Origin of the sequence: Helicobacter cappadocius, assembly GCF_030688855.1 — a bacterium.
Classification (GTDB): Bacteria; Campylobacterota; Campylobacteria; order Campylobacterales; family Helicobacteraceae; genus Helicobacter_J; species Helicobacter_J cappadocius.
In genome coordinates this window covers 97,925-111,533 of record NZ_JAUYZK010000006.1, presented here as the reverse complement: position 1 = coordinate 111,533, position 13,609 = coordinate 97,925, and the positions used below count along the sequence as shown (strand labels likewise).

Annotated in this window: 8 protein-coding genes; 4 read left to right on the top strand and 4 right to left on the bottom strand. The window is 33.9% G+C overall.

What is annotated here, in order from left to right:
• On the top strand, window positions 1–462 hold a 462-nt coding region (locus tag Q5I06_RS05380), incomplete at its 5' end, for a hypothetical protein (RefSeq protein ID WP_305520916.1).
• 459 nt (window positions 463–921) lie between these two features.
• Here the strand turns inward: Q5I06_RS05380 and gpmI are convergent.
• Window positions 922–2,400: a 2,3-bisphosphoglycerate-independent phosphoglycerate mutase gene (gpmI, locus tag Q5I06_RS05375; RefSeq protein WP_305517123.1), complete on the bottom strand. Its 1,479-nt coding sequence runs from the start codon at window positions 2,398–2,400 to the stop codon at window positions 922–924.
• 27 nt (window positions 2,401–2,427) lie between these two features.
• On the bottom strand, window positions 2,428–3,132 hold the full coding sequence (locus tag Q5I06_RS05370) for a hypothetical protein (RefSeq protein WP_305517122.1): 705 nt from the start codon (window positions 3,130–3,132) through the stop codon (window positions 2,428–2,430).
• Between the two features lie 56 nt (window positions 3,133–3,188).
• Between Q5I06_RS05370 and glyS the strand changes: the two genes are divergently transcribed.
• Complete coding sequence (glyS, locus tag Q5I06_RS05365; RefSeq protein WP_305517121.1) at window positions 3,189–5,234, top strand: glycine--tRNA ligase subunit beta; 2,046 nt, start codon at window positions 3,189–3,191, stop codon at window positions 5,232–5,234.
• Between the two features lie 4 nt (window positions 5,235–5,238).
• Here the strand turns inward: glyS and Q5I06_RS05360 are convergent, their stop codons facing one another.
• Window positions 5,239–6,636 (bottom strand): PhoH family protein, encoded by a 1,398-nt coding sequence (locus Q5I06_RS05360; RefSeq protein ID WP_305517120.1) that lies wholly within the window; start codon window positions 6,634–6,636, stop codon window positions 5,239–5,241.
• Window positions 6,637–6,759: 123 nt separating this feature from the next.
• Here Q5I06_RS05360 and tpx point away from each other — a divergent pair, with 123 nt between their 5' ends.
• The gene (tpx, locus tag Q5I06_RS05355) at window positions 6,760–7,257 is read left to right on the top strand and encodes a thiol peroxidase (protein ID WP_305517119.1); all 498 of its coding nucleotides are present in this window, start codon (window positions 6,760–6,762) and stop codon (window positions 7,255–7,257) included.
• Here tpx and Q5I06_RS05350 read toward each other — a convergent pair whose 3' ends face one another.
• On the bottom strand, window positions 7,258–8,418 hold the full coding sequence (locus tag Q5I06_RS05350) for an FtsW/RodA/SpoVE family cell cycle protein (protein ID WP_305517118.1): 1,161 nt from the start codon (window positions 8,416–8,418) through the stop codon (window positions 7,258–7,260). It abuts the gene before it with no gap.
• A gap of 251 nt (window positions 8,419–8,669) precedes the next feature.
• Between Q5I06_RS05350 and Q5I06_RS05345 the strand changes: the two genes are divergently transcribed.
• Entirely contained in the window at window positions 8,670–13,592 is a 4,923-nt protein-coding gene (locus tag Q5I06_RS05345) for an autotransporter outer membrane beta-barrel domain-containing protein (protein WP_305517117.1), read from the top strand.
• Window positions 13,593–13,609 lie beyond the last annotated feature (17 nt).

The following is a 13,609-nucleotide window of genomic DNA, read 5'->3' as shown; positions in this document are numbered from 1 at the left end:
AATGTCGGAGCAAGATTTAGCTTTGGTAAAAAAGTAAGTGATTTAGAAAAACAAATTACAGAGGGTAAAAATAAACAATCTAATAAACAACAAACCAAAGATTCACAAGAAGCACAGCAAAAAGCCAAACTCCTAGAAGAGAAAAAGACCATTAAACTAGATACCAAAGGAGCGAAGGTTGGATGTCAAGGATGTCTGCCTGAAGCAGGACTTTATCTGCAAGTAGCTGTGTTAGGTAAAAAAGATTCTTCAGCTATTAAAGAAATCTCTAAACACTCTTATAGGGCTTATGAGTTTGAACTTATAGGCAAAGATAAGAAAAAAGAGAAAGTTACTAGGTATCTTATTGGACCTTTTAAAAACTTGCATGAGGTCTATGAAAACAAAAATCTAGCAGATAGTATTGTTCAAGATATTGATAAGAATAAAAAATCTTATGCGATTATGTATGAAGTCAAATAAACTGAAGGAGGAAGAAATAAGATTCTTTGAGATAAGCACTAAAAACCATAGCAACAAACAAAAATAATAAGCTAAGGCTAAATCTAGTGCTTATATGATTGCTTGTATGGGTGAAATCAGTTAAAAATAAGAGATTGAGCAAACCCAAATGAGATTCATAAATATATAAGTGATAAAGACAAACAAAACAAACATCACGCTCCGTTATTACCCGCTAGTTGTCATTATTTTTCGCAGGATAAGGGGAGGAGCTATACTGACAAACAAACTCACTTTTATTGGTTGTTGAGTTATTTGTTTGCAGGAAACAATTATCTGTGATTTATCACAAAACAATTATTTTTTATTCTTTAATATTTATTTCTAGCCTATTATTCTTTAATACTAGAGTTGATATATTGTATTAGAGATGGCAATTGTGATTAGATTTTTAATATCTTCTTGAGGTTATGTTTGATTTCAAAAAAGTGCTTCGCTCATTTCATCAGGCTTTGATAATCCCATTAGTTTTAAAACTGTGGGTGCGATATTATCAAGTCCTCCATTTTTAATATTGCTCACGCCTTCACCCATTACAAAACAATATACATCTCCGATCGTATGATTGGTTAGCATATTTCCTTCATCATCTTTCATTTCCTCGCAGTTCCCATGATCGCTTGTGATAACGATGGCATAATCTAGTTTTTTTGCCATTTCTAAAATATTTCCGATTTCTTTATCGATTGTTTCGACTGCTTTGATAGCTGCGTTCATATTCCCAGTATGCCCGACCATATCTCCATTGGCAAAATTTACCACAATAAAATCTGTACCTAATTCCATAAAATCCCTTACTGCTTTAGAGACTTCTTTTGCACTCATTTCAGGACAAAGATCATAAGTATTAACTTTTGGACTAGGTATGAGCACTCGAGTTTCATTAACAAATGGCTCTTCTATACCCCCATTGAGAAAAAATGTGATATGGGCATATTTTTCGGTTTCTGCTGTATGTCCTTGCGTTAGATTTGCATTTGAAATCACTTCAGCTAAGGTGTTAGAGATTTTATCTTTAGGAAATAAAACAGGGTAGGAGAATTTCTTGTCATAGGGTGTCATTGTGGTAAGATATATTTTTGGATTTTTCTCTCGTATAAATTCTTTAAAATTTACATCCCCGATAGCTTCAACAATCTCTCTAGCTCTGTCGCTTCTAAAGTTTATGAATACAAACCCATCTTCATCTTCTATTCCGCTATATTCGCTAAAACAGATGGGTAAAATAAATTCATCAGTGATATTTTCAGCATACATTTTATCTACATATTCTATAGGCGAAAGAGAGGTTTGATTTTTTCCTTCCACAATGCTTTCATAGGCTAGTTTGATTCTATCCCATCTTTTATCTCTATCCATCGCATAAAATCTCCCTGATAGGGTCGCAATTTTGATATTTTCAGAACAGATAAGAAAGGTTTTTTCGAGGTATTTTTTTGCACTTTTTGGCAACACATCTCTTCCATCGCTGATTAAATGAAGCCAAACTTTTTTGCCCATTTTTTCAAGCATTGTGGCCATATCCAAAAGATGATCAAGATGAGAATGCACCCCACCATCACTACATAATCCACATAAGTGAATAGTTTGTGAATTTTTACAGAGTGATTTGAAAGCTAAATTTTCTGTAATTTCATTATTTTTGAACGCAAGAGATATTTTTACCAAATCCTGATATAAAATTCTCCCTGCTCCAATACACATATGTCCAACTTCAGAATTTCCCATCTGACCTTCTGGAAGCCCCACATTCATTCCATAGGTTTTTATTAACGAATGTGGAAGATGTTCAAACATCCAATCATAAGTGGGCTTCTTTGCTTGATAAAAGGCATTGTACTTGGTTTTTGGGCTATAACCCACACCATCAGTAATAATCAAAATTGTTTTTTGTCCCATTTACTTTTCCTAATTTGATTTAATTTTTCAAGGCTCTGGCATTATAAAGACTTTATCTTTTTTGGTTGGTTTTGAAACAGGAATTTTTTGCTGTTTTTTAGAATCTTGAAGATCTTTGAGCGTATTTTTTATATTTTGGTTTTTATCTTCAAGTTCAATTTTTAGCGAATTATTCAGTGCTTTGCTGTATTTTGGGATATAACTTCTTAGTTTTAAAACCTTCATCCGAATATCTTGATAGTATGCTTCTGCAGATTTGTTTTTACTCTTACTTTTTTCCCAGCTAAAGCCTTTATTATAAGATTTTATAATATTTTTGTAGTTACCTTTGCGGTTTTTTTGCCAAAATAATAGATTGTCTAAAGCTACTCTTGAGGCAAATTCATTATCACGCATCAAAAGTTCTCCAACTAGATTTCTTACAAAACTTGTATCTTTGTATTTTGTATATTTTTTGATAACTCCAGGAATATGAGCATGGTAAATTCCTGCACTTGGATCGGAAAAATTTACCATATACTCCCCCGCACAGGATTCCTGCCAAGCAATTGCTGCCATTGTATATCCCAAGCCATTTGTGCTTCCATAGTTGTAAGCATACAAAATAACTTTTTTTTGCCTAGCGTTGAAATCTTTTGGATCCCCGCATTTAGCCTGGATTTTATCTAAAGGAATAGCTCCAGATGCTATAAATGTATATAGTGTAAAAAATACAAAAAATATTCTAATCAATAACGACCTTTATTTGCTAAAATTCTATGAAGCATTATACAAATAAAGGAATAAATTTGAATACAAAAGATTTATTAGTTGAAATTCTTGTGGAAGAACTTCCCGCGATTCCTTTTTTAAAAGAACTTCCTAATATTGCCATCAAGTGGGGTATGGTTGTCCAAAAATACGATCTAAAAACCAATCCATCTATATTTTATACTCCTAGGAGAATTGTTATCATAGATGATTCATTCCCAACAATGACCTCAAGCAAAAAAGAAGAGTTTTTTGGTCCTCCAATATCTATAGCTTATATAGATGGAGATAAGACAAAGGGTTTGAGTAAGGCAGGGGAGGGGTTTTGCAAAAAATGCCAAATCTCTGCAGAAGAAGTCCAGATAACATCTAAAGATAACAAGGATATTTTGTATTGCTCAAAACAAACTCAAGCGATTCCTTCAAAAGAGATTCTTGCTAAAATTATCCAAGAATTCATAGAGAGCCTGAATTTTGGGAAATCAATGCGATGGGGAAGTTTGAGTGAAAGCTTTATTCGTCCTATTAGAAATATTTGTATTCTTTTGGGAGATGAGCATATTCCTATAAAGGCATATGGCATAAATGGAAAACTTGCTACGAAAATTCATACGGATGTGAGCTTTGATTGGATAGAAATTAGTTCTGTTTGCCAATATCTTGAAGTGCTTAAAAAGGGTTATGTGATTCTCTCTCAAAAAGAAAGAAGAGAAAAAATTCTTCAAGAAATCTCACAAATTGAAAAGGAACAAAATATTCAAGTTGAAATCGACGAGGATCTTTTAAATGAAATTATTTCCATTACAGAGTATCCAAAAGCACTTTATGGAGAATTTGAAGAAAGATTTTTAGAGCTCCCTAAAGAAGTCATCATTACTTCAATGAAAGAAAATCAACGGTATTTTGCTACTTTTGCGAAAAACACCCTTCATAATAGTTTTATTGCAGTGAGCAATGCTACTTCAAGCAGAAGCGACCAAATCATTTTAGGTAATCAAAAAGTTCTCAAAGCACGTCTATCTGATGCTATGTTTTTTTATCACAACGACCTTAAAAATGGCTTGGATTCTACTAAGCTTGAGGAAATTGCTTTTGTGCAGGGACTTGGAAGTATGGCAGATAAAGTGCAAAGAGAGAGGAAAATAGCTTTTTATTTGTTTGATAAATATAAAAATTTTTTCCCAAATCCTAAGACAAAAGAACTTATCCAAGAGGCTATTTGCTTAGCAAAAGCAGATTTACTGACTGAAATGGTTTATGAATTTCCGGAATTACAAGGTTTGATGGGTTATTATTATGCAAAATCTGAGGGTAAAGATAGTGATGTTTGTGTAGCTATCAAGGAGCAATATCTTCCAGATGGAGAGGATGCTAATCTTCCTTCGAATATATTTTCTGCCATTGTTGCATTGGCAAATAAGCTTGATAGCATTTTCGCTCTTTTTAGCATTGGCAAACTACCTACAGGCTCTAAAGATCCCTTTGCACTTAGAAGGGCTAGTAGTGGGGTGATAAAAATTGTACTTGATAAAAAACTTCATTTTAATCTAGATATAGATCTGAAAAATCTTTTTGAAATAGTTGGGTATAAACCTTTTGATATTAAAATCGTTCAAGAATTTTTTATTGAACGTTTAGAAAGTATTGTGGCTGTAAATCCTTCTATTTTGAGAAGTGTTCTTTGTGGTTTTGATCGAGATGTTTGCGTGATTGTAGATAAAGCCAAAGCATTGGATAGTTTTTTTGAAAAATCTGACAAAGAAGCTTTTGTAAGCACATTTAAACGTGTTGCTAACATTACAAAAGATATAAAAAATATAGGAGATATAAATGAGGAGTTGTTTAAACTCCCAGAAGAAATCAAACTTTACAAATCTTATCAGGCAATTCTAAGCCAAAAATTTGATGGTATTGACGAAAAAATTCAGGCTTTGTTTTCGATGAAAAAACCTTTAGATGACTTCTTTGATAATGTGATGGTAAATGATCCTGATGAAAAAAATAGAGAAAATCGAAAGAATCTTATTTTTAGCATTTACCAAAAATTCTTAGAGGTGGGTGATATTAAGGAAATAGCTTTTTAAGTTATTAGAAGCTTTCTCCAAAATATGCCGCAACATCACTCCGAATGGTTTGTGTGAGCTGGATTCCAGCTATAATATCATCTTTGAGTGCTTTTTGCAGTAAGCTCACAGCCCCATTTCGAAATTTACTTAAGTAGGGATGATCTATTTGTGCCCAATCTCCTAAAAATAAAATTCTGCTTCCTTCTCCAATGCGCGTTCCAATTAGTTTTATTGTGGCATTAGACGCATTTTGAACTTCATCAAATATTACAAATTTTCTACCTATGGTAATTCCCCTAGCATGGGCAATATCAATCACTTCTATGTTATGCTTTTGCAAAAAATATTCTGTAGCATCTTTTTTTTCAATTGTATTGACATCGCCACGATATTCAATTCTTTTTGCAATCGATTGTTCTTGCAATCTATCTATAGTGAAATTAATCGCACTATAAAGAGGATACATAAAATAGCTAAGTTTTTGGGATTCATCACCTTTTCTAAATCCAAGTTCGGATTCTTTATCAGTTGCTGTGACTGTGTTGCGCATATAGATAATGCCATCTACAACCCCTTTTTTTACTAGGTGAATCCCGGCTTGAAGAGCAATGAGTGTTTTTCCACTGCCAGTAGAGCCTGTAGCTATACTGACCTGATTTTTTGGATGAATAAGCATCGCATAGAGCATTTTTTGTTCTAGATTTATGGGTTTGATATAAGGGTTTGATTCTTCTAAAATATCATCTAGCATAAATTCTTCAAACTCCCCATCTAGCTTGATTCCAAAATGTTTTTTCCCTGTAAGATAAAGCGAACTTTCAGTATTATCTTGTTCATTGATTTCAATCAAGCTCCAGTTTTTTAGTTTTCCAAAAGCTTCATTTTCTTTTAGCGAGGTAAAATCATCGTCTTTATGTATATCAAAATAATTCCAAAAGTTAATATCGCTAGGATTTTCTACCCTGTCGCGAAAGAGTGATTGCGTGGATATTCCTCGTGCAAGTGATCTGATTTTGAGTGAAATATCATTGCTTAAGAGAATAAATCCGTAATCACTCGCAATTTCTGCTATTCTTGTATCGTTGAAGGAATATTCATTTTGCGGAGTTTTGTACTTTTGTCTGTAGATGAGTGTTATAGGAATGGTTTGTGAGTTTTTTGAAAAATTGATTTCTTTGAAAAAATCTCCCTCCATATTTCGCACCCTATGATGAGGCTTGATTGAATTATCACTATTAATAGATCGAAAAAATTCTCGAGCAAAATAACCCGTTTCATTTTGAAGTTCTTTTTTCTTGTCAAGCTCATCAATAACAACATCATTGATAAAAAGATGGTTATGACCGTCTTGATAGAGGTGGAGAATATTTTCGACATCATCAAGGATGATAGAAGTATCTAGCAAATAAGATTTTTTCATCAAACAAATACCTTTGGATTTTAGATTTTAAATTCTAACAACTTTTATTTAAAACCTTTCATAAACAAGTATTTAAATAAATCTACTACAATGTTCCCCCAAACATAATATTAAGGAAAAGTCATGTCAGTAAAATTCAAAGGAACTCCAGTAACTCTAAGTGGAAAACAAATTAATGTCGGAGAAAATGCTCCTCTTGTAACACTTGTGGGAAAAGATCTTGGTGAGGTCAAAGTCGGCGGGGCTAGTGGCAAATATCAGATTATTAATGTCGTGCCTTCTTTAGATACTGGTGTTTGTGCAACACAGACTAGAAAATTCAATGAGAAAGCTGCTTCTATTAGTAATGCTGTGGTAATGGTTGTTTCTATGGACCTTCCGTTTGCACAAGGAAGATTTTGCTCAACTGAAGGGATTGAAAATCTAGTAGTTGCAAGTGATTTCAGGAGTAAAACATTTGGTCAAAATTATGGCGTTTTACTTGCAGGAAGTCCTTTAGAAGGTGTTTTGACTCGTGCAGTATTTGTTGTTGATCCAAATGGAAAATTAGTGTATAAAGAAGTTTGCGAGGAAATCACTCAAGAGCCTGATTATAATAAGCCCCTAGAAGCAATCAAATAATCAAATTCTTGATTGCCTAGACAGAGAGAGTACTAACCCTATAGCGATGCAGTTAGCAATCAGCGAACTGCCTCCATAGCTTAGAAAAGGAACGGCAATCCCCTTAATTGGAGTTATACCACTTACTCCAAATGAGTTTATAATAAGTGAGAATCCTATTAAGAGTGCCACCCCGATACAAAATAATGAGTAGGATTGGTCTTTTATTCTATTTGCAATCTTAAATATTCGATAGATAATCGCACAAAATAATCCTAGACAAACCAATAATCCTATAAAACCAAGTTCTTCTGTAATACCCGCTAGAACCATATCTGTATGCACCTCGCTCAAAAAACCTAATTTGATAAGTCCTTCCCCAAGACCTTGACCAAAAAACCCTCCATTGTAAATAGCATTTGTAGCGTGATGGATTTGATATGGCTCTGGAAGATTATCTACACGGATAAAATCAGCTATTTTATGTGGCAAAATAGCAAGGATAGAGTCTTGAGCATTTGCCCACCAGAGTTTAACTCTTAAAATCCTATGAGAACTAGTGATGATTGTAAGTGTTCCTAATCCAATAACCCCAAAGAATAGAATTCCAAAAAGTTGCAAACTTCCTCCAGCAAAAATCAACATTAACCCTAATGTAATGGCTAGAAGGACTACTTGTCCTAGGTCATTTTGCATAACTGCAATAAGAAATACTACAACTACAAATACCCCCAAGTATGGCAAAACAATAAGGAATTCTTCCTTGATAGAACGTTTTTCACCAAAAGCAAATTTTCTTGAAAAACTCCATGATAAGAAAAAAATAAATCCAAGCTTAAAAAATTCCGAAGGAGCTAGTGAAAATCCGGGTAATCGTATCCATCTTTTGGCACCCCCAGCACTACTAGCAAGACTATCGGGTAAAAATGGCATGATTATCATCAATCCCAAAGTGGCCAAAAATAGAAAAAAACCTATTTTGATAAACCCCTTGCTAGGATCAACCTGAGAGAGTATCCACATCAATAATATTCCAATAATTGCAGAAAACAATTGCCTAGCTAGAAAATGGAACTCACTATAATTATAGATGATAACAGTGTATGCAGAAAGTGAGTAGCTCATAATCACACCAATACTAATCAGTATTGTTGCATATAAAAATAATCTTGTATCAGCCATAGCACCTCGAAATATTATATTCTTGGCGGTATTATCCTATATTTTTATTAAAAATCTCCTAATTAGAAATTTGCGATCTAGACAAATTTTATTAAAACTAGCAAGAATATGTTTTTTGTCGGAACTGTTTAGAAAATTTTAAATGAAACTTAAGTTTTTAATATTAATTTTATATAAATATAATTAAATATCTTATAAAATAAGTCGATTGTTTTAAATCCTGAAACCTGCGAAAAATTAAGGACAACACAATGAATTATCGTGATTTAAATGGCAAAATGCCTACTTCTACGATCAAAATTACACCAGAAAGTATGAGAAATCTTTCTTTTTTATTGGGTGTTTTAGTTTTGATAACTTCTTTTCTATTCCCAACTTATCTTAGAGCAGAGATAGTGTCTTTTGGCAGTTCTACTTGTAGTAGCACGAGTTCTGATTCATGTATAGGTGGAACTTATGATAAAATAGCCAAAGGAGACGATCCAAAACATACATCCTATTACGGAGAACTGGAATTCAAGCCAGGACCTAAAATTTTAAGCTTTAAGTTTTATGGAGATACAGCTTTTATAGAGACTTTAAATGTTAAAAGCAAGATTTTGATACTTCAAGGTAGCTTTAGTGGTTCAGGCATCAAGCAAGGTACTTTTACAAATGCCTCTCTTTATGGGGATTACTACAATGAATCTGGACCTCCTGCAGTTGATGTTCCAACCAAAATGGATTTCGTGGGTCATTCTGATGAAGATGGTTCTGGGATTGCCTTTTCTGGAAATATTAAAAATTATAATGGTATTTCTATATGGACATTTAAAGATGACGCTAATATGCAAGGCAGTATTCAAGCAAATGCCTCAGGAACTTCCGAAGGTATGAATACAATTACTTTTACAGACTCTTCTTTGAATGGAAACATCAGTAATGGTATAAATTCTACTCCCTCCGCCAATTCAATTCAAAGAGTTTCTCAAACGATCAGTTTTTCTGGAAACTCTAAAACATTTGATTATGCACTCAAAGGAGACATTTCTACAATAGCTGGATATATGAATGTCAGTTTTTCTAATGATGCTAGGATGATAGGCGATGTTAAAATGTCAGAAGATGGAAAAATGATTCCTTATGGAAAAGATCCCACCCCATCTCATAGCACTGAACTCAAATTCACAAACTCTTCTCTTACTGGAAATATTACTCAAGACAAAACAGGTAAAAGGCTTATAAGCTTTAGTGGAAACCAAAGCAAAGACGGGTATGCAATGAAGGGGAGCATTACTAATCAAGGAGGGGATTTAAGCGCTATTTTAGATGCAGGTGCAATATGGGAAGGTGATGATAGTGGCGTTGCACTCAATAATTCTAGCACTACGGCGATAACAATAAAACCATCATCTGCTATAAGAGGAGATATAAACAATGCTGATGGCACATTGAAACTGGATTTTGATACTTCTTATCAAACGGGGACTTTTAATCTAAGCGGTGGAAGCACAACTATTACGACTTTAAATAAATCCTCATTGGGCGATTTTGCAGGTAGTGGTATGCTTACTTTGAGCTTAGATGGTTCTTCAGCAGGAAATATTGAAAACTCAAATGTTTCTTCTACTATCACATTTAAAGATACCTTAACTACTCCCCCAACAGATCTTTCTAGTAGTGGTTTGCAGATTGGTGGTATTGATTTTAACGGCAAACTTACTGGTGAGATCAAATACTATAATGTTGGAGATATAAACAATCACAATTCATCTGATACAGATATGACTATCACTTCATCAAAGGTGGGAAATATTTCCAATGTTAATAAACTCGCTATCTCTAGTTCTTCTACTGGTGATATTACTAATAATGACACAAAAGCTTCTTTGACTCTTAGCTCTATGAGCGATCAAAGTATCGGCAATGTCGTTTTTGCAGGTACGCTGAATGCTGTTTTTGACAAAACAAATACAAAGAATATTTCTAACACTGGAGGAAATACAACTTTAAGTCTTTCAAATGGTTCTCAAACAGGCTCTATAAGCACAATCAGTGGAAGTACAACTATCAGTGCGGATAATTCAAATATTGATGGCGATCTTAGTAATAGCGGCACATTGAGTGCAGACTTTAAAAATACATCTATTCTTAAAGGTAATTTAGTTACCAATAATGGAAATTCTAATGTTTCTTTTGAAAATGGCACGAGTATGCTAGGCTCATTGGTTGGATTAGCTGGGAGTTCTAATGCGATTTTTTCTTCAGATGTTAGTAAAATTTCTTTTGCTAGTACTGATACCTTTTTTCCAAAGTCAGATTCGGGCTCGTCAGTTGATGTTAGCACCATGAGCGATGATGAAAAATCAGCTTTGATTTCTTCTATCACACCTGCTATGCTTACTAGTTATTTGAATGCTTCAGGAATATCAAATTATGGAGGGATGATTGACACGCAAGGTGGCGTGAATAAAGTTGATTTCCAAGACTCTTTGTATTTGGGAGGAGCTATAAACACAACTGGAGGGGTTGCTAATATTACTTTATCTTTTTCCAATGAACTTATCACTAAACTCAAAAGCAATCCTCTCACAAAAGCTTTTTTATATGAAGGCAGTGGTCCAGAGTTTTTTGTGAATACTTCTTCAGGGACTAGTAACATTGCACTCTCAGGAGATATTAAAGGTATCGCACATTTCAACTATACTGGCGGAAACACCAACATACTTTTTTCTGATACGATCAAAAAAGATACAACTACAGCTGTTTCGGCAACTTCAAAGTCTATAGGCGATACAACAGATTTTAACGATCCAGCCTCCTTTGATCCTACTTCATCTGACACAACTAAAACACAAGTTAAAGTCAATGGGCATATTTTCCAAGATGGTCTGCTTATTAGACTAGATGCAGCCAAAGCAGAATCAATTCTTGCTCCTTATCGAGATGTTTTTAGCTCGAATATGGCGACTTTCCATATTGATAAAATTACTGATAGCACAACTTATAGTGCTAAAATATCTGGAGTGGTAGTAGGAGAGGTCGATTCTTTGAACTCTTCAGGCTCCACAACCCCAAAAAACTACGAAGCTGTGCTTGATGAAAATGCTGCATTTATCGGGAATCTCAATATCTCTGATAGAAATATTTCTATTGAATTTTCCAAAGGTTCAAAACTGATTCTTTTAGGGAACTCAAACATTACAAAACTCTCATCTAATGACGATAATGCTCCAAGTTCTGTAGATTTTGACAATATTATTGGAGATACCTTAAATCAAAAAAATGCCGTGGTTGATCTAGCGACGCAGGGTATTCCTTCTAGTACTTCAAATATCAGAACTTCATTTTCAACTTTGAATATAAAAGAAGTCGACGATCTAAGTCATACGGTGTTTCGTTTGGCATACAATCCCAATGTAGATACGAGTGAAACCACAGATAAAAAAGCCGATCATATTATTATCGATAAGGTCAGTAATTCAACAGATCAAGAATTGACAAATTACCTTCAAGTATTTCAAAATTCTGAACATTTTTTGGTAGGTGATTTGAGTAAGAAAAATATCATTGTTCTATCTGTTGCTAATGATTCTAGTACGGGCAATCCAAATATAAAATTTAACGAGAGTTCTAGTGTTCAACAAGGTTATGATGTTATTTATACAACATTTCAATCAAAACAAGAAAATTCTTCTAGTGGTGATCCTGTTATAGCCCCCCCCCCTGCTGAAAGTACCGATTTAGCAGTTTCTTCAGCGAAAATGTTAGTTGGAGCAGATGCTACAACATCACCCACAGATGAATCAACAGATTCCCCGGATAAAACTCCTGTTATTCTTCCTTGGACGAACTATTATATAAAGTCTGCTGATGTTCATATCAACAAAGCCAATCAGGATATGACACAAGCAGCTATTAGCACTAACTATAATATTTTCTTATCTAATATCAATGATTTAAATAAAAGACTTGGTGAACTCAGGGGGAATTCAAATGCACAGGGTGCTTGGGGAAGAATATTTAATGGAATGAGTACGAGCAATAGAGGCGAGGAAGTTACAACTTACGCTACAAATATACAGGGGGGTTATGATTTTTCTATTCCTCATAGTGGTGCGAGATCTTATTTTGGTGCAGCACTCTCTTATGGCTATAATGTTTTAAATGGCACTGATTTTACAGGAAAGGCTCAGTCTATAGAATTGGGAGCTTATTATTCGTTTGTTTCTGAAGAAGGGTTTTATACTGACACTATTTTGAAATACGCATTCATTATGAATAAACTTTCATTACCAAAGAATCAAAATATTGATAATAATTTGAATTCTTCTACGATTTCTCTGGGCGAAGAATTTGGCTACAGATGGAATTTTTTGCTTAAGGATTTAGAAACTTCTAGACATTCTTTATATTTAGAGCCTCAAGCAGAATTTGTTTTCGGATATGTAGGTAATGGATCATTTGATCAAATCAATGGAAGATCTTATTTGAATTCAAAGATTGATAATATTCTTGCTTTCAGAGGAAGAGTGGGGGGAGTAGTAGGCTATGCTCTCAAAACCGCTTCAAATCAAACAGATTTTAGGCTCGGCCTTTCTTATGTGGGCGATGTTGCAGGTGGAGGGAATATTTATTTAAAAACAAATTTTTCACAAGCACAACAGAGCGTATCATCCAATCAAATGGCAATGCTAAGTTTTGGAGTAAATTCTATACTTTCTCAAAAGTGGAGAGTGTATGCAGATATTGATACTTCTTTTTTAGGTAAATATTACAATCAAACCTACCTTGTTTCTGTGGGTGGAAGATATGCTTTTGGAAAACAAACTCTAAATAAACAGAGCGTTAAAATAAAACAAGCCAAACAGATGCAAGAGCCTCAAAAAGAAACATCTTCCAATGATGTAAAACTTCCATCGGGGTATTATTGGGTAGTATATGCTTTGGAAAACAATTCAAAACTCACTCCAAATCAGGAAAAATTCATAAGAAAATATCCTTATAAAGTTTCTTATGAATATCAAACCATTAAAGATGCTTCAGGGAAATCAAAAAAAATCCTATTTAGATATTATCTTTTGGGTGGGTTTAAAACAAAAGAAGGTGCGTTAAAAAATCAAAATATCGCCAATAAAATTGCAGAAATTTTGAATAAGAAAAATATAAAAGCGATACTAAAAGAGATAAAGTAAGTTTTTCAAAAATCTCA

What these genes read in the sequence shown, in the direction of transcription:
- gpmI (WP_305517123.1), bottom strand. Translation starts at nt 2,400, where the DNA reads ATGGGACAAAAAACAATTTTGATTATTACTGATGGTGTGGGTTATAGC.
- Q5I06_RS05360 (WP_305517120.1), bottom strand. Translation starts at nt 6,636, where the DNA reads ATGAAAAAATCTTATTTGCTAGATACTTCTATCATCCTTGATGATGTC.
- tpx (WP_305517119.1), top strand. Translation starts at nt 6,760, where the DNA reads ATGTCAGTAAAATTCAAAGGAACTCCAGTAACTCTAAGTGGAAAACAA.
- Q5I06_RS05350 (WP_305517118.1), bottom strand. Translation starts at nt 8,418, where the DNA reads ATGGCTGATACAAGATTATTTTTATATGCAACAATACTGATTAGTATT.
- Q5I06_RS05345 (WP_305517117.1), top strand. Translation starts at nt 8,670, where the DNA reads ATGAATTATCGTGATTTAAATGGCAAAATGCCTACTTCTACGATCAAA.